Source organism: Sphingomonas baiyangensis (assembly GCF_005144715.1).
GTDB lineage: Bacteria > Pseudomonadota > Alphaproteobacteria > Sphingomonadales > Sphingomonadaceae > Sphingomonas > Sphingomonas baiyangensis.
The window spans coordinates 116904-134641 of the sequence record NZ_SWKR01000001.1 but is presented as its reverse complement, the minus strand read 5'-3'; the positions used below and the strand labels follow the sequence as shown (position 1 = coordinate 134641).

The following is a 17738-nucleotide window of genomic DNA, read 5'->3' as shown; positions in this document are numbered from 1 at the left end:
ATGCGGGCAGCACCGCATCCCGCGCGTTCAGCCGCTCGCGGCGCGATCACGTCGCGGCGCGGGCATAACCAGTGCCTCGAGCGCGGCGATCCGGTCGTTGAGCGCCCGGTCGCGGGCTTCGCGCACGCGGGCGATCTCGATCGCGCGTGCGACGGGAGCGGCGATCTCGACCGGCGCCTCGCGCTCGTCGCGGCCATAGAGGCTGCCGTCGGGGCGCGGGCCGAGCAGCAGCCAGCCGATCTGACCGATCGCCTCGCTCGCGAGCGGCACGCGCATGGGGAAGAGGGGATCGCGCTGCGCGTTGGCCACGGGTTCGGCGGCAATTTCGCGGCCATGCGCCCAGGAAGCCACGGCATCGGGCAATGCGCCATGCGCGGCGAGCACTGTATCGCCTGCCAGAATCGCGGCGCGACTGGCCTGCACGCCCGCCATTGCAGCGGTAACCGCCGCATCGGCGATGCGCCCGGCGCCCACCGTCTCGCGCAGGTCGCCCACCAGATGCGGCAGATCGTGACGAAGCGCGAGCAAGTGCTTCTGGAAGCGCCGCTCGGCCCATGCGCCAACGCGCTCGTGCAGCGGCACGACCACCACTGCCGCCAGCGCCGCCGCTATTCCGCCTGCGGTCGCACCCAGCGAGCCGCCGAGATACGCCTCGGCCAGCGCCTCGATCGCCTTTTCCCCGGCAGCGAACACCGCGACGAAGCCCAGCGTCAGCACGCCATAGGCCGCCGAACGGCCGATCACCGCATCGGCATCGTAGAGTCGGTAGCGCAGCAGCGAGAGCAGCAGTCCGGCGACGATCGCGAGCACCGCGAGCAGCGAGGCGATCGCCGAGGCGACCATGAGCGGGAACAGCAGGTCGCTACCCAGCGCATCGGCGAACAGACCCGACAGCATCGACACGATGAAGAACAGGATGCCGCAGACGAAGCCGAAGGTCGCCCAGCGCACCTGCTGGCGCACCGTGCCCGGCGGCATGCGCCAGTAGCGCGATACCTGCCGCACGCCCACCGCGCCGAGCAGCGCTGCCAGCCCCAGCGGCCAGACGAGCCGAGTGAGATCGAGCGGCAGCAACGGCACCACTGCCGCCCACAGTGCCGCTGCGATGGCGATGGCGCGTCCGGTGCGCGTCGCGAGACGGCCGTCGGGGAAGGCGAGCAGCCCGAGGACCATCAGCGCGAAACCAACGCCCCGCGAGCGTCAGGTACAATGCCATGCTGGCGCCGGTAGCGCCCGCGCGCCAGAACTCGTTGGTTGCGGTTGCGGCCAGCAGCGCGAACGACAGCGCGAGGATCGCAGGCACCGGCTCGCGGCGCCGTCGGAACAGCAGGATCGCGGCAACGAGCAGTGCGAGCACGATCAGCGCCGTCGTGGTGGCCTCGAGCCGGCGGCCCTGTTCCCACAAGGCGGTGTTGCGCGCATCGCGCGTGAGGCGGACCGAGCGCGTGCTACCGGCGCCGCCGCGCACGGTGAGCGTCATCGGCGCGCCATCGGGCCGGGCTAGCGCGCGGCTCTGCGCCTCGACGCTGAAGCCGATCCGTTCGATGGGCACGCCATCGACCGCGAGGACGGCGTCGCCCGGCGCTAGGCCGCTCGCGCGCGCTTCGTCGCCGAGGATCGCCTGAACGACGCGGCCGTCCTCGTCGACGCCGAGGCCGTAATTCAGCCAGTCATATTCATGCTTGGCGTAGCCCTGCGCGGTGCCCATGCCGATCACCGCGAGCGCCAGCAGCATCGCCGTTGCCCACACGACGCCATAGGCCTGCAACGCGCGCGCGCGGAGCGGCGGCAGCATTCCGCGTGCTGGCCCCGCCGTTTGTTCGTCCATCGGTTTTCCGCCCCCTCGCAACTGCCGGCAACCTACGCGGGCAGCCGCGACGCGCAACCCTGAGTGGCCGCAGCGTATTCCATCTGCGCGTGCGCATCCTAGATGATGGAAGTGAAACTGCTCGATTTCCTCGGCCGCATCGCGCTGCTCGTGCTGAGCGGCAGCGCGACGCTGGCACTGATCGGCGCGATCGCGCAGGTCGCCGAGACCGCGCCGGGTGTGCCGCCGCCCGGCGAGCGTATCGCGATCGAAGCCGCCGCGCCCGATCGGATCGAGCCGGAACCGCGCTTCCCCGATGCACCGGGCGAGGACATGGCCCCTGCGCCGCCACTTGACGCGGCGCTCGTATCGGCTGGCCAGGCGGCAGCCGATCGCGAGACGGCGCGCTGGCTCGAGGCGCTGACCTATGCGGTGATGGCGCTTGCAGGCTTCGCGGCCGCCGCGCTCCTCATGCTGCTGCGCATCGCCGCCAGCCTTGCGCGGATAGCCGACCGCTGATCGCCGATCCGGTCTTCTACGCCGTCGCGGTGCCGGCGGTGATTCTGCTCGGGCTGGCCAAGGGCGGCTTTTCGGGCGTCGGTGCGCTGTCGCTGCCGGCGCTCGCCTTCATCATCTCGCCGGTGCAGGCCGCCGCGATCCTGCTGCCGATCCTCATCGTGCAGGATGTGGTGAGCGTATGGGCGTTCCGGCGGACGTGGAACGGCCGCGTGCTCGCATGGACGCTGCCTGGCGCGGGTCTGGGCATCGCGCTCGGCTGGTATTTCGCCGCGAGCGTGCAGCCGCGCGGGGTGCTGGCGGCGGTGGGCGCGATATCGCTCGCGTTCGGGCTGTACCGCCTCGCCATTTTGCGACGCGGCGTGCCCGTCGCGGCACATGCGCCGGGATGGATGGGCGCGGTGGCGGGCGTCGCATCGGGCTTCACCAGCCATATCGCGCACGCGGGCCAGCCGCCGTTCCAGCTATGGGTGCTGCCGCAGGGTCTGCCGCGCGACGTGCTGGTGGGCACCACCGCAATCTTCTTCGCGATCGTCAACTGGGCGAAGCTGCCCGCTTATTGGGCGCTCGGCCAGTTCACGCGCGAGAATCTGGCGACCGCGGCGGCGTTGATGCCGGTCGCGATCGCCTCCACCGTTGCCGGTGTGTGGCTGGTACGCCGCGTGGCCCCCGAACGCTTCTATGCCGCCATTTATGTGCTGATGGTGCTGGTGGGTGCCAAGTTGCTGTGGGACGGGCTCGCCTAGGCGGCCTCGATCCACGTACCGTGCGGATGCGTATGCGCGAGCAGCGCCGGCGTTTCGGCCCCCGGCCAGCAGCGTATCGTGACTTCATGCCGCGCGAGATCGCGGTTGGGCTCCATCCGCACCCATGCGAGCGGGCGCTCGGCAGTGGCGCGCGCGCCTGCCGCCACCATCGCGGCGTCGATACGCGTCTGCCGCTCGGCACCCAGATATTGCCATACGACCGAATGCATCAGAACGCGCGTCTGCCCGGCGGCTTGCGGCACGGCGAGCCGTGCTTCAACCCAATCCGCCGCATCGCCACAGGCGAGCGCGACGGGGCGCTCGCGCAGCATCGCGATGCATGCGTGCCAGCCGCTCGGGCGCATCGGACCAGACATAGCCGCGCAACCGCGCCGCCTGCGCGGGATCGGTGGCGTCGATCGGTGCGATATCGACACCGGCGGTCGAGGAGATACGCGCACCGGCAGGCGCTGGCGGGGGGCCGTGCCATGCCGGCGCAACCTGCACGCGAGAGGCTTGGTCGCCTACCAATGTCCCGCCCAGGTCGAAGCCGAAGCGGTCGATCAGCAGGTTGAAGCCTGCGCTCGATCCGATCTCGAATATCTCGATCGGCTGCCCGAACTGGCGCGCGACTGCCATCAGCCCCAGCATCAGCGGCGCCGCGCGCCCGGCTTCGTTGGTCTGCGGCGGACCGTCGAGCCAGCCCAGCAGCGCGGCATCGTGCCGCGCGATCGCGCGCGCCAGTGCCGCCCGCGTCGCCGCGGCGTCGCTTTCGCGCGCAAAGGCTTCGACCGCATCGGCGTCACCCGCCTGTGCGAGCGCGTTGAGCCCACCCACCAGCCGCAGCGGCAGCGCATCCTCGATCGGCGCGCCCGACCACCCCAGCACGCGGCGGCCGGTCTGCGTATCCCCGTCAAGCGCCTGGGCAAGCGCCGCGCACACACGCGCGGTCACCGGCGCGTCCATGCGCATGCAGAACGCGGCCTGCGTCTCGAACGCTGCGCGGATCGCCGCCTTAGTTATGCTTCCTCCCGATACCGTCTCGCGGCCCTTGTTGCGCCGCCGCGACGCCCCAAGTAAAGCGCCGCATCGCATGACAGACCCGATCATCCTCGCCGTCCCCAAGGGGCGCATCCTGGCCGAGGCGTTGCCGCTGCTGGCGGCAGCCGGCATCGTGCCCGAGCCGGCATTTTCGGACGAGGACAGCCGGGCGCTGCGCTTCGCGACCAACCGCGCCGACATTGATCTCATCCGCGTGCGCGCCTTCGACGTCGCGACTTTCGTCGCGCATGGCGCGGCGCAGCTCGGCATCGTCGGTTCCGACGTGCTTGCCGAATTCGCCTATTCGGAGCTCTACGCGCCAGTCGATCTGGGCATCGGCCATTGCCGAATCTCGGTAGCCGAGCCCGCCGACATGGCTGCCGGCGACGATCCGCGCGGCTGGAGTCATGTGCGCGTCGCGACCAAATATCCGCACATCACGCGCCGCCATTTCGAAGCGCGCGGCGTGCAGGCCGAATGCGTCAAGCTGAACGGCGCGATGGAACTGGCGCCGGTGCTGGGGCTGGCGCCACGCATCGTCGATCTCGTATCGTCGGGGCGCACGTTGCGCGAGAACGGGCTGGTCGAGGTCGAGACCATCGCCGAAGTCTCGTCGCGCCTCATCGTCAACCGCGCAGCGTTCAAGACGCGTGCGGCCGTGGTCCCGTTGGTCGACGCGTTCCGGCGCGCGGTGGCGGGCATGGAGCAGGCGGCGTGATCCGTCTAGATTCCACCGCCGCCGGTTTCGCCCACGCCTTCGATGCGCTGGTGAACGACCGGCGCGAGGCCGATGCCGATGTCTCGCGCGACGTCGCGATGATCGTCGGCAGCGTGCGGCGTGAGGGCGATGCCGCGCTGCACGCCTTCACGCAGAAGTTCGACGGCCATGACCTGAATGACAGCGGCTGGCGCATCGAGCGTGCCGATTGCGAAGCGGCGCTCGCCGCGCTCGATCCCGAACTGCGCGCCGCGCTCGAGCTCGCGCGCGATCGCATCACGGCCTATCACGAGAAGCAGCGGCCCGAGGACATGGCGATGACCGACGCGCACGGCGTGCGCACCGGCGCGCGCTGGCGGGCGGTCGATGCGGCGGGGCTGTACGTGCCCGGCGGGCGCGCGGCGTACCCATCGTCGCTGTTGATGAACGCGATTCCGGCGAAGGTGGCAGGCGTCGAGCGGCTGGTGATGGTGACGCCCACGCCCGGCGGCGTCGTCAATCCGCTGGTGCTCGCCGCCGCCGCGCTGGTGGGAATCGACGAGATCTGGCGCGTTGGTGGCGCGCAGGCGGTAGCCGCGCTCGCCTATGGCACCGATCGCATCCGCGCCGTCGACGTCATCTGCGGCCCCGGCAACGCCTGGGTCGCCGAGGCCAAGCGCCAGCTCTATGGCGTGGTGGGCATCGACATGGTGGCGGGGCCGAGCGAGATCGTGGTGGTCGCCGACCGCGATTGCGACGCCGAATGGATCGCCGCCGATCTGCTCGGCCAGTCCGAACATGATCCCACCAGCCAGTCGATCCTGTTTACCGACGATGCGGGCTTCGCCGATGCCGTGGCCGATGCCGTCGATCGCGCGATCGGCACACTGGCGACGGCGCAGGTGGCGCGTGCGGCATGGGATGCCAATGGCGCGATCATCGTCGTGCCGACGCTCGACGAGGCGATGCCGCTGGTCAACCGCCTCGCGCCCGAGCATCTGGAACTCGCCGTAGCCGATCCGCAGCCGCTGTTCGATCAGGTGCGCCACGCCGGATCGGTGTTCCTGGGGCGGCACACGCCCGAGGCGGTCGGTGATTACGTCGCCGGGCCCAACCATGTGCTCCCCACCGGCCGGCGCGCGCGCTTCGCCAGCGGGCTGTCGGTGCTCGATTTCATGAAGCGCACCAGTTTCCTGTCGTGCGATGCCGATGGCCTCGCGGCGATCGGCCCGGCGGCGGTGACGCTCGCCACTGCCGAGGGGCTGCCCGCGCACGCGCTGTCGGTCGCGCTGCGGCTCGGCCGCTGAACCATAGAAAGACTGCAATGCCCAGTTCCAAAGCCAAGTCCCGCACGCAGGCGCGTGCAGCCGCCCGCCTTGCTGCCGTGCAGGCGCTGTACCAGCACGAGATGGAAGGCACCGCCATCCCCGCGCTGCTGCACGAGTTCCACCAGCACCGACTGGGCGCGACGATCGAGGATGCGGAATATCACGACGCCGATGTGATGTTCTTCGACGATCTGGTGAAGGGTGTCACCGCGCGCCGCGACGAGGTCGACGCCGCGATCGCCGCGCGCCTTGCCACCGGCTGGAGCCTCGACCGGCTCGACAAGCCGATGCGCCAGATTCTGCGCGCGGGCACTTACGAACTGCTGGCGCGGCAGGATGTGCCCGTAGGCGCGGTCATCAACGAATATCTCGACGTGACCGATGCCTTTTACGAACGGCGCGAGAAGGGCTTCGTCAACGGCCTGCTCGACGCAGTGGCGAAGGATCTGCGTAGCTGAGCGTCAGTCGGCGGGTGCGCCGCTTGGCATCGGCAACACCAGCCCGATCAGCGGCAGCAATATCATCGCCGCGCCCGATGCGATCAGCGCCGCCGCGACGCCCTGGGCTTCGGCGAAATGACCCCATGCCCAGCTTCCCAGCGCGATGCCGCCGAAGGTGAGGCTGCTGACCAGCGCGGTGACGCGCCCCACCAGCGGGCGCGGCGCCCATAGCTGCCCTGCGACCGCGAAGCCCGACAGCGCCTGCACCCATGCGGCGCCCGCAATTACGAGCAGCGTCAACATCGCCGGCAGGCCGGGCGCCAGCGCCGTGCCGATGATCGCGGCGCCATAGACGATGCCCGCCGCGCGCACGAGCGCCTCGCTCGAAAAGCGCGCGCGCAGCGCGGTGCTGCTGGCCGCGCCCAGCACCGCGCCCAGGCCCAGCGCGCCGAGCAGCAGGCCGAACGCGATCGATCCGGCATCAAGCATGTCGCGTGCGACCAGTGGCATCAATGCCCATGCGGCGCAGCCGGTAAGCGTGAAGCTGAGCGCGCGCACGCTGATCGTGCGGATCGGCGGTGATTTCGCGGCGTAGCGCAGGCCTTCGAGAATCGTTGCGCCGATCGAGCGGCGCGGGGCGGCGACAGGCAGCGCTTGCGAAGGGCTACGTCGCAGCATCGCCACAGCGACCAGATAGGCCACCGCACTCGCCGCGAACGCCGCCTGCGCGCCACCGATTGCCACGATGCCGCCGCCGAGTGCCGGGCCGACGCTGCGCGCGACGTTGAACGCCAAGATGTTGAGCGCGACCGCTGCGGCAAGCTCGGCACGCGGCACCACGCCGCCGATCGATGCCGCCATCGCCGGGCCGAAGCACGCGATACCGCAGGCGAGCAACGCCGTCAGCGCGATGATCGCCGCCGGCCCTGCGGCACCGGCGGCGGTGACCGCCATCAACAGGCCCGACAACACGAACATCGCCGATGCCGCCGCGATCAGCACAGCACGTCGGTCGAACAGATCGGCCATCGCGCCGGCAGGCAGCGCCAGCAACATGATCGGCAGGTTGGTGGCGCTCTGCACCAGCGCGATCACGTCGGCGCCCTGGCCCGCCGCCGTCATCGCCCATTGCGCGCCCACGGCCTGCGCGGCGTTGCCGAGATGCGTGACGAGGCTTGCCGCCAGCAGCATCGCGAACAATCGCTGGCGCAGCGGCGAGAAGGTGGTGGCGGCCATCGCCAGCGTCCTAGCCGCCGATTGCGGGCCGCCGATAGGCGCATTGTCGCGTCACCACTGCGCGCCTACACGCATGGCCATGACCGAGGCCGAGTTCATCGCCGCGTTGCGTGGCCTGCCGCTGCATCCCGGCGCGCATGGACTGGCCGACGATGCCGCGCATCTGGGCGACCTGATCTTCACCAAGGACATGATCGTCGAGGGGGTGCACTATCTGCCCGGCGATCCGCCCGGCGATGTGGCGTGGAAGCTGCTCGCCGCCAATCTGTCCGATCTTGCCGCCAAGGGGGCGGTGCCCGTCGGTGCGCTGCTCGGCTATGCGCTGGGCCACGATGATTTCGACCGCGCGTTCCTCGCAGGGCTGGGCGAGGCGTGCGCAGCGCTCGACTGTCCGTTGCTGGGCGGCGACACCGTGCGCACCAGCGGCCCGCGCACGCTGTCGCTCACGGCGATCGGTCGCAGTGCGGCGGCGCCGCTGCGCGGCGGCGCGCGCGCGGGCGATGCGCTGTGGGTGACGGGCAGCATCGGCGATGCGGGGGCGGGGCTTGCGATCGCGCGCGGGCGCGAAGGGCCGGCGGCGCTGCTTGCCGCCTATCGCCGGCCGCAGCCGCTGCTGGCCGAGGGGCGGGCGCTCGCGGCGCATGTTTCGGCGATGATGGACGTTTCCGACGGGCTGCTGATCGACGCCGCGCGCATGGCCGATGCCAGCGGCTGTGCCGTCTCGATCGATCTCGCGGCGGTGCCGCTTTCGGCTGCGTTGACGGCTTTTGCCGGCGATACGCGCGCAAGCCGCCTCGCGGCATGCACCGCCGGCGACGATTATCAGCTCTTGTTCGCGCTCGCGGGCGACCGCGCGCCCCCCGTCGCGGCGACGCGGATCGGCGGGTTCGCTGGCGGCAGGGGGCTTTCGATCCACGGCGCCGGCGCGCCGCTGCCGCTGCCGGCTTCGCTCGGCTGGTTGCACGACTGACGCAGCAAGCGTGCGCAAGACCCTGCTTGCGCTGCAACTTTCGCTCTTTATACCCATGGCAACGCGACCGAATGCGGCATGAACCGCATTTGGCGCGACCATAGGACGAGGGGAACAGAGCGACATGACGATCGTGTATCTCGCCATTGCGTGCGGCGTGTTGGCCGTTGTCTACGGATTTTTCACTAGCGGACAGGTGCTGCGCGCACCCGCGGGCGATGCGCGAATGCAGGATATCGCCGCCGCGATCCAGGAAGGCGCCAAGGCCTATCTCGGCCGGCAATATATCACGATCGCGATCGTCGGCGTCGTCGTCGCCGTCATCCTGCTGCCGACGCTCGGCATCTATTCGACCGTCGGATTCCTCATCGGTGCGGTGCTGTCGGGCGTCGCGGGCTATGTCGGCATGAACATCTCGGTACGTGCGAACGTGCGCACCGCCGAGGCGGCACGCGGATCGTTGCAGGGCGGCCTCACGCTCGCCTTCCGCTCGGGCGCGATCACCGGGATGCTGGTAGCGGGCCTCGGCCTGCTCTCGATCGCGGGACTGTTCTGGTATCTGGTAGCCGTTGCCGGCGATGCGCCCAATGGCCGCCGCGTCATCGACACGCTGACCGCGCTTGCCTTCGGCGCCTCGCTCATCTCGATCTTCGCGAGGCTGGGCGGCGGCATCTTCACCAAGGCCGCCGATGTCGGCGCCGATCTGGTGGGCAAGGTCGAAGCCGGCATCCCCGAGGACGATCCCCGCAATCCCGCCGTGATCGCCGACAATGTGGGAGACAATGTGGGCGACTGCGCGGGCATGGCCGCCGACCTGTTCGAGACCTATGTCGTCACGCTCGGTCTGACGATGGTGTCGATCGCGCTGCTGGTACAGGCGCCGACCGAGCAGTTGCTGGCGCTGATGGCGCTGCCGCTGCTGGTCGGCGGCGTGTGCATCATCACCTCGATCATCGGCACCTATATGGTGCGGCTGGGCAAGGGCCAGTCGATCATGGGTGCGCTCTACAAGGGCTTCTGGACCACGGTGATCCTGTCGGTGCCCGCGATCTGGCTGGCGAGCACCTATGTGCTGGGCGATCTTTCGGCGACGATCGGCAGCGCCGGCTTCCTCGAACCCGCCACCGACACGCTCAGCACCGATTTCGCGCTGGGCGACACGCCGGGCGCGGTGGAGGCGACGGGCGCCAGCTTCAACGGCTGGGACCTGTTCTGGTGCATGATGATCGGGCTGGCCGTCACTGGCCTGTTGGTGTGGATCACCGAATACTACACCGGCACCAATTATCGCCCGGTCAAGTCGATCGCCAAGGCATCCGAGACGGGGCATGGCACTAACGTGATCCAGGGCCTCGCGATCAGCCTCGAATCGACCGCGCTGCCCACGCTGGTGATCGTGGTGGCGGTGATCGCCACCTATCAGCTTGCCGGCATCATCGGCGTGGCGTTCGCCGCCACCTCGCTGCTGGCGCTCGCGGGCATGGTTGTCGCGCTCGATGCCTATGGTCCCGTCACCGACAATGCCGGCGGCATCGCCGAGATGGCAGGCATGCCCGACGACGTGCGCCAGCGCACCGACGCGCTCGACGCGGTAGGCAACACCACCAAGGCCGTGACCAAGGGCTATGCCATCGGATCGGCGGCGCTGGCGGCGCTGGTGCTGTTCGGCGCCTACACGACTGATCTCAAGGAGTTCTTCCCCGAGCTGACGGTCGATTTCAGTCTCTCCAACCCGTACGTCATCGTCGGGCTGCTGCTGGGAGCCTTGCTGCCCTATCTGTTCGGGGCGTTCGGGATGACCGCGGTGGGCCGCGCGGCGGGGCATGTGGTGGAGGATGTGCGCGAGCAGTTCCGATCGAACCCCGGCATCATGGCGGGCACCAGCCGACCCAACTATGCCCGCACCGTCGACATCGTGACGCGCGCCGCGATCAAGGAGATGATCGTCCCCTCGCTGCTGCCGGTGGTCAGCCCGGTGGCGGTATATTTCATCATCACCTGGGTGGCGGGGCAGGCACAGGGTTTCGCCGCGCTAGGGGCGATGCTGCTGGGCGTCATCGTCTCGGGCCTGTTCGTGGCCATTTCGATGACCTCGGGCGGTGGCGCGTGGGACAATGCCAAGAAATATATCGAGGACGGCAATCACGGCGGCAAGGGTAGCGAAGCGCACAAGGCGGCGGTGACGGGCGATACCGTGGGCGATCCCTACAAGGACACTGCCGGCCCCGCCGTGAACCCGATGATCAAGATCACCAACATCGTCGCGCTGCTGCTGCTGGCGGCGCTCGCCGGCGGGTGAGGGGCGGGGGCGGCGCGTGAGGGTTCAGGCCCTAGCGCCGCCGCCCCTCCTCGTCGAAGGTCTCGATCACCCATTCGTGGCTTTCGACTACCCACGCCGGCACCGGCCGTCCGCGCGCGTCGCGTGAGGGTTCGAAGCGGAAGCGGTCGCGGATGATGTTGCAGGTCGAGCGATCGAGCAGCGGGTTGCCGCTCGATCGTTCGATCTCGCAGCGTTCGATGCGACCGTTGGTGGCGACAAGATAACGCACTTCGACGCGGCCATCGAGATTTTGCCCGCGCAGCGAGCGCGGCAGGTCGGCGAAGCGCATGCGGCCCGCGAGCCACAGCGGCGGCGTCTCCTCGCCGCCCGCACCGTCACCATCGCCCGCGCCGCCGCTGCCCGTGCCGTCGCCCACGCCACCCGCGCCTGTACCTGGTCCTACGATATCGGCCGACCCTTGCGTCGCATCGGCGCCCGGCCCCGCCTTTTCGGCGACGATCACCGGCGGCGGGGGCAGGGGGAGGACGGGCGGCGGTGCCACCAGTTCGGTAGGACGCGAGCGGATGTTGGGCGGCGCGGCCTCGCCCTCGGGACGGTCGTCGCGCACGGGATTGGGTTCGAGCTCGACGGGCGGCGGGGGGGGCGGCTCGGGCGCGACGCCGAACACCGCCAGGCTCTCGGCCACGCGCCGCTGGAACTCGACCGACAGGCCATTGACCAGCGCCCAGCCGAGCGCGCCCGTCACCAGCAGCGCCGCCGCCGCGCTGCCTGCCCGCTGCTCCCGTCGAAGCGCCTGATACGCCATGTCACCTGCTCGAAAAAACCGCCGGGCTTCCCATATCGGGATTGCAGCAACAGCGATGAACCGCGGCTGATGTTCCGGCCGGTGGCGATCCGCGCGTGCTGCTTCCCTTTTCGCGGGCTTCGGCGTATAGCCCCGCGACTTTTTCGCGAACCGACGAGGACTTTGTTTGGCCAAGGAAGAACTGCTCGAGATGCGCGGCCGCGTGGTGGAACTGCTCCCCAATGCGATGTTCCGCGTCCGCCTCGAAAACGATCACGAGATATTGGGGCATACCGCGGGCAAGATGCGTAAGAACCGCATCCGCGTGCTGGTGGGGGACGAGGTGCTGGTCGAGCTGACACCCTATGATCTCACCAAGGGCCGCATCACCTACCGCTTCAAGTAAGACGTGCCGCCGGTGCGGCTCGTCCTCGCCTCGTCCAGCCCGCGCCGGCGCGATCTGCTTGCGCGCATCGGCGTCGTGCCCGATCGGATCGAGGCCCCCGATATCGATGAAAATCCGCTCAAGGCCGAGCTGCCGCGGGTGTACGCGCTGCGGCTGGCCGAGGCCAAGGCGCGCGCGGTGAAGCGTGGCGACGGCGAGATCGTGCTCGCCGGCGATACCACCATCGCGCTCGGCCGGCGCATCCTGCCGCCCGCCGATACGCTAGACCTCCAGCGCGAATTGATCGGCCGGCTTTCGGGCCGGCGGCATCACTGCCTGTCGGCGATTTGTTTGATCGACTGCGAAGGGCGCGCGCGTACGCGCATCAGCGATACCGTGGTCGCGTTCAAGCGGCTGAGCGACGCCGAGATCGAGCGCTATCTCGCGTGCGGCGAGGGGCTGGGCAAGGCCGGCGGCTATGCCATCCAGGGCCGTGCCGAGGCGTTCGTGCGCTTTCTGTCGGGCAGCCATTCGGGCGTCGTCGGCCTGCCGCTGTTCGACACGCGCGCGCTGCTCGAAGCTGCCGGCTTTCCGCTTGGCTGAATGGCTGTACGAGGCCGGCATCGGCGAGGCGCGCGCAGCACTCGTCTCGCGCGGGCGCATCTGGAAGGCGCGGATCGAGGTCGATGACGGCGGCCCGCGCGTCGACGCCGTGCTGCGCGCGCGGCTGGTCGATCGCAGCGGCGAGCGCACCGGCAAGGTCGCGCTCGACGGCGGCGGCGAGGCGCTGGTCGAGCCGCTGCCGCGCGCGCTCACGCAGGGCGCGTACCTCAATGTCCGCATCGTGCGCGAGGGCATAATCGAGCGCGGGCGGCTGCGCCTGCCAAAGGCGGTGCCCAGCGATGATCCGGTGCGCGCCGGGCGCGACCTCGCCGCACGCATCGCAGCCAGCGGCCTGCCGGTGCGCATGCTGCGCGCGCACGAACCCGATGCGCTCGAGGAAGCGGGCTGGTCCGAAGTGATCGAGGAAGCGACGAGCGGCGACATCGCCTTTGCCGGCGGATTCCTGCGCATGGCGGTAACGCCGGCGATGACGCTGTTCGATGTCGATGGCCCGCCGCCGCATGGGCCGCTTGCCGTCGCCGCCGCGCACGCCGTCGCGCAGGCGATCGAGCGGCACGGTATCGGTGGCTCGATCGGCGTCGATTTCCCCACGCTCGCCAGCAAGACCGAGCGCAACGCCGTGGCCGACGCGATCGACGCGGCACTGCCACAACCGTTCGAGCGCACCGCGCTCAACGGCTTCGGTTTCCTGCAGATCGTGCGGCGCCGCGCGCGCGCCTCACTGCCCGAGGCGATCCTCGGCGATCCGGTCGGCCATGCCGCGCGCGCTCTGCTGCGCCGCATCGAGCGCGAGCCACCGGGCGGCGCTACCGACTATCGTGTGCCGCCCGCCATCGCCCGCCGCCTCACCGAGCGTCCCGACTGGACCGACGCGCTGGCGCGGCGTACGGGGCGCGCCATCACCTTCATCGCGTAGGAGACACGCTGATGGCAAAGGCCAAGGGCTGCCCGATCTGCGGCCAGCCGACGCACGCCGAGTACGCGCCCTTCTGCTCGCGCGGCTGCAAGGATCGCGATCTGCTGCAATGGCTGGGCGAGGGTTATCGCCTGCCCGGTGCCGCGATCGATCCCGATGATGCCGAAGGCGCGCAAAGCGGGCTGGACACGCCCGGCGACCGCGACTAAGAGGCCCCCTCCCGACGCCGATCGGCGATGCCCGGGTAGCTCAGTTGGTAGAGCATGCGACTGAAAATCGCAGTGTCGGCGGTTCGACTCCGTCCCCGGGCACCATCGTTTCTCGCGAACCGTCGGCGGCGCTTCATCAGCCGCGCAGCACGGCTCCCAGCTTCGACGCCGCCGCGACCACCTTGTCGGACACCGCCTTCAGCTCCTCGTCGGTGAAGCTGCGCTCGCCGGGTTGCAGCGTGATTTCGACCGCAAGGCTCTTGGTACCTTCTTCCATGCCGCCACCGGTGAACACGTCGAACAGCCGCGCCTCGACGATCGTCGCCTTCTCGGCGCCCTTCACCGCGCGCACCAGCTGGTCGGCCGCGAGCGTCGCTGGCACGAGGAACGCAAAGTCGCGGCGCACGGGTTGCAGCGCGGGCGGGGTATAGGCCGCACGCATGAAGCCCGATGCGCGCCGTGCGGGCAGCGCATCGAGATAGAGCTCGACCGCCGCGACCTCGCCATCGAGATCGAAGGCACGCGTCACCTGCGGGTGCAGCATGCCGAAGGCGGCGAGCACCGTCTTGGGGCCGAGCCGTAGCGTCGCCGACTGGCCGGGATGCCAGGCATCGCCTGCCTCTCCCATCACTTGCAGGTTGGCCACCGGTGCGCCCGCCGCCTCGAGCAGGCCGAGCGCCTCGGCCTTGGCGTCATAGGCGTCGAAACGCTGTGCCTTGCCGCGCTGCCAGCCGCGCGGGCTGCGTTCGCCTGCCAGCACCAGCGTGAGCGTCGCGCGCTCGGCATCGGCACCGTAGCGCCGGCCGAGCTCGAACAGCCGCACGCCGGTGGCGCCGCGAGCGAGGTTGCGCTGCGCCGCTGCGAGCAGTCCCGGCAGCAGCGACGGGCGCATGACCTTCATGTCCTCGCTGATGGGGTTGGCCAGTGTCCACGCGCCGCCGCCGAAGATCGCGGCGTGCTTCTCGGAGATGAAGCTCCACGTCACCGCCTCGTGCAGCCCGCGTGCGGCGGCGGCGCGGCGCAGCCGGCGCTCAAGCTTCTGATCGGGCGTGGCGGTGGGTCGCGCGACGCCTTCGGCGCGCGGCAGCGGCACCGACGGTACCTCGTCGAGCCCTTCGAGGCGGATGACTTCCTCGACCAGATCGGCCGGCCCGTCGATGTCGCGCCGCCATGTCGGCGGTGTCACCTGCCAGTCGTCGGTCACCTCGAAGCCCAGGACGGTCAGCAGCCCGCGCTGCCGCTCGGCAGGCACCGCCAGCCCACCCAGCCGCTCGCTGAGTGCCGGATCATAGGTGAAGCTCGGCATCGCGACCGGCGGCGTTCCGGCGCGCGTGACGCCGCTCGCTTCGCCGCCGCACAGGTCGAGCACCATGCGCGTGGCGATGGCGAGCCCGTCCTCGAGAAAGGCGGGATCGACGCCGCGTTCGAAGCGCTGGCGGGCATCGCTGGTGAGGTTGAGTGCCTGGCCGGTGCGCGCGATATGCTCGGGCGTGAAATAGGCGCATTCGATGAGCACGTCGGTCGTCGTGTCCGACACTCCCGAATCCTCGCCGCCCATGATGCCGCCGATGTCGTGCACGTGCGCGTCGTCGGCGATCACCGTCATTTCAGGCATGAGCGCATAGGTCTTGCCGTTGAGCGCCAGCACCTGCTCGCTTTCGCGCGCGCGCCGCGCAACGAGCGCGCCGGTGAGCTTTGCGCGGTCGTAGACGTGGAGCGGGCGGCCCAGATCGATCATCACATAATTGGTGATGTCGACCAGCGCCGAGATCGGCTTCTGGCCGATCGCCTTCAGCCGGCGCTGCATCCAGTCGGGCGAGGCGCCGTTGGAGACGCCCGAGACGGCCTGTGCGTAGAAAGCGGGGCAGCCTTCGGCATCGTCGGTGCGCACCTCTGGGCCGGGGCCTTCGCCCGGCACCGGATCGGCGGCGAGCGGCTTGAGCGTGCCAAGCCCCGCGGCGGCAAGGTCTCGCGCAATGCCGCGCACACCCATGCAATCCTGCCGGTTAGGCGTGATCGACACGTCGATGACGGGATCGTCTAGCTGTGCGAAATCGGCAAAGGCGGTGCCGATCGGCGCGTCGGCGGCCAGTTCGATGATGCCGTCATGATCGTCGCCGAGTTCGAGCTCGCGGCTCGAACACATCATGCCGTTCGATTCGACGCCACGGATCGCCGAGACCTTGAGCTGCATTCCGTTGGCGGGCACTACCGCGCCCGGCGTGCCGAGCACGCCCACCAGCCCCGCGCGGGCATTGGGCGCGCCGCAGACTACCTGCAACGGATCTCCGCTGCGGGTATCGACGGTCAGCACCTGGAGCTTGTCGGCCTGCGGATGCCGCTCGGCGGTGAGCACGCGCGCGACGGTAAAGCCCGCGAAGCGCGCGGCGGGGTTCTCGACGCCTTCGACCTCGAGCCCGATGCGCGTGAGCACGGAGAGGATTGTGTCGAGATCGGCGGTGGTTTCAAGGTGATCCTTGAGCCAGCTCAGCGTGAACTTCATCTTCTCAACCCGTCACCCCAGCGAAAGCGGGGGTCTTTCCATGATAGGGCGTTGCGCGTGGCAACCAGGAGGCCCCAGCCTTCGCTGGGGCGACGTCTTGCTAGGCCGCGACGCCGACGCCGCCCGACAGTGTCGGCACGTCGAGCGCGGCGAAGCCGTAATGCCGAAGCCAGCGCAGGTCGCCGTCGAAGAAGGCGCGCAGATCGTCCATGCCGTATTTTAGCATCGCGAGGCGATCGACGCCGGTGCCGAAGGCGAAGCCCTGCCATTCGTCGGGATCGAGACCGCAATTGGCGATCACCTTGCGATGGACCATGCCGCTGCCCAGCACTTCCATCCAGCCTTCCGCGCCGCCGATGACGCGCTTCCCCTTGACCATCGAATAGCCGACATCGACCTCGACCGAGGGTTCGGTGAAGGGGAAATAGCTCGATCGTAGCCGCAGCACGATGTCGTCGCGCTCGAAGAATGCCTTGAGAAAGGTTTCGAGCGTCCATTTGAGGTGGCCGAGCGTGATGCCCTTGTCGATCACCAGCCCTTCGATCTGGTGGAACATCGGCGTGTGCGTGGCATCCGAGTCCGATCGATAGACGCGCCCCGGCGCGATGATGCGAATCGGCGGCTTCTGCGTCATCATCGTGCGGATCTGCACCGGCGAGGTGTGCGTGCGCAGCACCATGCGCGCACCGTCGTCGCCGGTGCTCGGTCCGTCGCAGTAGAAGGTATCGTGCATCGCCCGCGCGGGATGCGTCTCGGGAATGTTGAGCGCGGTGAAATTGTGCCAGTCGTCCTCGATCTCGGGGCCGGTGGCGACGGCGAAGCCCATGTCGGCGAAGATCTCGGCCAGCTCGTCCATCACCTGGCTGACGGGGTGGACGCTGCCGGGCGTGCCCGCGTCGACGGGGAGCGTCATGTCGAGCGTCTCGGCGGCCAGACGCGCATCGAGCAGCGCGCGGTCGAGCGCGGCCTTGCGCGCGCCGATCGCCGCCGTTACGCTTTCGCGCAGGCTATGGATCGCGGGGCCGGCGGTCTGGCGCTCGTCAGCCGACATGGCGCCCAGCGACTTTAGCAGCGCCGTTACCGCACCTTGCTTGCCCAGCGCCTCGACGCGCAGTGCCTCCACCGCATCGGGCGTGTCGGCGGCGTCGATCCGCGCGATCAGGCTGCTGCGGAGCGTGTCGATGTCGTGCATGGCGGTCCTTCCGTTGCGCGTGCCAGCGTCGAACCCCAGCGCGCGCACGAAATCAACCCCGCA

At 69.7% G+C, this 17738-nt stretch carries 16 protein-coding genes, 1 tRNA gene and 1 pseudogene; 12 read left to right on the top strand and 6 right to left on the bottom strand.

Annotated elements, in window-relative coordinates; all coding sequences use genetic code 11:
• Positions 1 to 27: 27 nt before the first annotated feature.
• Positions 28 to 1080, bottom strand: coding sequence for a hypothetical protein (locus FBR43_RS00595; protein ID WP_136941310.1), 1053 nt, complete (start codon positions 1078 to 1080; stop codon positions 28 to 30).
• Between the two features lie 850 nt (positions 1081 to 1930).
• On the opposite strand from FBR43_RS00595, the gene FBR43_RS00590 reads away from it, so the two are divergent.
• On the top strand, positions 1931 to 2326 hold the full coding sequence (locus FBR43_RS00590; protein ID WP_136941309.1) for a hypothetical protein: 396 nt from the start codon (positions 1931 to 1933) through the stop codon (positions 2324 to 2326).
• Entirely contained in the window at positions 2323 to 3069 is a 747-nt protein-coding gene (locus FBR43_RS00585) for a sulfite exporter TauE/SafE family protein (RefSeq protein WP_136941308.1), read from the top strand. The genes FBR43_RS00590 and FBR43_RS00585 overlap by 4 nt, the downstream gene beginning before the upstream one ends.
• Here the strand turns inward: FBR43_RS00585 and FBR43_RS00580 are convergent.
• A pseudogene (locus FBR43_RS00580) lies at positions 3066 to 4035 on the bottom strand (DUF2332 domain-containing protein). The gene FBR43_RS00585 and the pseudogene FBR43_RS00580 overlap by 4 nt on opposite strands.
• A 127-nt stretch (positions 4036 to 4162) precedes the next feature.
• Between FBR43_RS00580 and hisG the strand changes: the two are divergent.
• From hisG to nusB, 3 genes are read left to right on the top strand one after another with little or no spacing between them, the layout of a single operon-like run.
• Positions 4163 to 4828, top strand: a complete 666-nt coding sequence (gene hisG, locus FBR43_RS00575; protein ID WP_136941307.1) for an ATP phosphoribosyltransferase — start codon at positions 4163 to 4165, stop codon at positions 4826 to 4828.
• On the top strand, positions 4825 to 6114 hold the full coding sequence (gene hisD, locus FBR43_RS00570) for a histidinol dehydrogenase (RefSeq protein WP_136941306.1): 1290 nt from the start codon (positions 4825 to 4827) through the stop codon (positions 6112 to 6114). The genes hisG and hisD overlap by 4 nt, the downstream gene beginning before the upstream one ends.
• 17 nt (positions 6115 to 6131) lie before the next feature.
• On the top strand, positions 6132 to 6593 hold the full coding sequence (gene nusB / locus FBR43_RS00565) for a transcription antitermination factor NusB (RefSeq protein ID WP_136941305.1): 462 nt from the start codon (positions 6132 to 6134) through the stop codon (positions 6591 to 6593).
• Positions 6594 to 6596: 3 nt separating this feature from the next.
• Here nusB and FBR43_RS00560 read toward each other — a convergent pair whose 3' ends face one another.
• Positions 6597 to 7811, bottom strand: coding sequence for an MFS transporter (locus FBR43_RS00560; RefSeq protein WP_136941304.1), 1215 nt, complete (start codon positions 7809 to 7811; stop codon positions 6597 to 6599).
• A gap of 79 nt (positions 7812 to 7890) precedes the next feature.
• Here FBR43_RS00560 and thiL point away from each other — a divergent pair, with 79 nt between their 5' ends.
• Positions 7891 to 8781: a thiamine-phosphate kinase gene (thiL, locus tag FBR43_RS00555; protein WP_136941758.1), complete on the top strand. Its 891-nt coding sequence runs from the start codon at positions 7891 to 7893 to the stop codon at positions 8779 to 8781.
• A 124-nt stretch (positions 8782 to 8905) separates the two neighbouring features.
• Complete coding sequence (locus FBR43_RS00550) at positions 8906 to 11080, top strand: sodium-translocating pyrophosphatase (RefSeq protein WP_136941303.1); 2175 nt, start codon at positions 8906 to 8908, stop codon at positions 11078 to 11080.
• A gap of 31 nt (positions 11081 to 11111) precedes the next feature.
• Here the strand turns inward: FBR43_RS00550 and FBR43_RS00545 are convergent, their stop codons facing one another.
• The gene (locus tag FBR43_RS00545) at positions 11112 to 11867 is read right to left on the bottom strand and encodes an energy transducer TonB (protein ID WP_136941302.1); all 756 of its coding nucleotides are present in this window, start codon (positions 11865 to 11867) and stop codon (positions 11112 to 11114) included.
• Between the two features lie 166 nt (positions 11868 to 12033).
• On the opposite strand from FBR43_RS00545, the gene infA reads away from it, so the two are divergent.
• From infA to FBR43_RS00520, 5 genes are all read left to right on the top strand, one after another.
• Positions 12034 to 12252 (top strand): translation initiation factor IF-1, encoded by a 219-nt coding sequence (gene infA / locus FBR43_RS00540; RefSeq protein ID WP_066578926.1) that lies wholly within the window; start codon positions 12034 to 12036, stop codon positions 12250 to 12252.
• 12 nt (positions 12253 to 12264) lie between these two features.
• Positions 12265 to 12834 carry a Maf family protein gene (locus FBR43_RS00535; protein WP_136941301.1) on the top strand — a complete coding sequence of 190 codons (570 nt, stop codon included), beginning with the start codon at positions 12265 to 12267 and terminating at the stop codon, positions 12832 to 12834.
• Positions 12827 to 13771 carry a ribonuclease gene (locus FBR43_RS00530; RefSeq protein ID WP_136941300.1) on the top strand — a complete coding sequence of 315 codons (945 nt, stop codon included), beginning with the start codon at positions 12827 to 12829 and terminating at the stop codon, positions 13769 to 13771. Before FBR43_RS00535 ends, FBR43_RS00530 begins: the two co-directional genes overlap by 8 nt.
• Before the next feature lie 11 nt (positions 13772 to 13782).
• A complete protein-coding gene (locus tag FBR43_RS00525; RefSeq protein WP_169542417.1) occupies positions 13783 to 13980 on the top strand; it encodes a DNA gyrase inhibitor YacG in 198 nt (65 codons plus the stop codon).
• Between the two features lie 29 nt (positions 13981 to 14009).
• Positions 14010 to 14085: transfer RNA gene (locus tag FBR43_RS00520), tRNA-Phe, on the top strand.
• A 31-nt stretch (positions 14086 to 14116) separates the two neighbouring features.
• Here FBR43_RS00520 and pheT read toward each other — a convergent pair.
• Both pheT and pheS read right to left on the bottom strand, forming a co-directional pair.
• Complete coding sequence (pheT, locus tag FBR43_RS00515; RefSeq protein WP_136941298.1) at positions 14117 to 16483, bottom strand: phenylalanine--tRNA ligase subunit beta; 2367 nt, start codon at positions 16481 to 16483, stop codon at positions 14117 to 14119.
• A gap of 100 nt (positions 16484 to 16583) precedes the next feature.
• Entirely contained in the window at positions 16584 to 17675 is a 1092-nt protein-coding gene (pheS, locus tag FBR43_RS00510; protein ID WP_136941297.1) for a phenylalanine--tRNA ligase subunit alpha, read from the bottom strand.
• Between the last annotated feature and the right edge of the window lie 63 nt (positions 17676 to 17738).

Coding starts and splice junctions, on each gene's coding strand:
- FBR43_RS00590 (WP_136941309.1), top strand. CDS start 1,931: ATGATGGAAGTGAAACTGCTCGATTTCCTCGGCCGCATCGCGCTGCTC.
- hisG (WP_136941307.1), top strand. CDS start 4,163: ATGACAGACCCGATCATCCTCGCCGTCCCCAAGGGGCGCATCCTGGCC.
- nusB (WP_136941305.1), top strand. CDS start 6,132: ATGCCCAGTTCCAAAGCCAAGTCCCGCACGCAGGCGCGTGCAGCCGCC.
- FBR43_RS00560 (WP_136941304.1), bottom strand. CDS start 7,811: ATGGCCGCCACCACCTTCTCGCCGCTGCGCCAGCGATTGTTCGCGATG.
- thiL (WP_136941758.1), top strand. CDS start 7,891: ATGACCGAGGCCGAGTTCATCGCCGCGTTGCGTGGCCTGCCGCTGCAT.
- FBR43_RS00550 (WP_136941303.1), top strand. CDS start 8,906: ATGACGATCGTGTATCTCGCCATTGCGTGCGGCGTGTTGGCCGTTGTC.
- FBR43_RS00545 (WP_136941302.1), bottom strand. CDS start 11,867: ATGGCGTATCAGGCGCTTCGACGGGAGCAGCGGGCAGGCAGCGCGGCG.
- FBR43_RS00525 (WP_169542417.1), top strand. CDS start 13,783: ATGGCAAAGGCCAAGGGCTGCCCGATCTGCGGCCAGCCGACGCACGCC.
- pheT (WP_136941298.1), bottom strand. CDS start 16,483: ATGAAGTTCACGCTGAGCTGGCTCAAGGATCACCTTGAAACCACCGCC.
- pheS (WP_136941297.1), bottom strand. CDS start 17,675: ATGCACGACATCGACACGCTCCGCAGCAGCCTGATCGCGCGGATCGAC.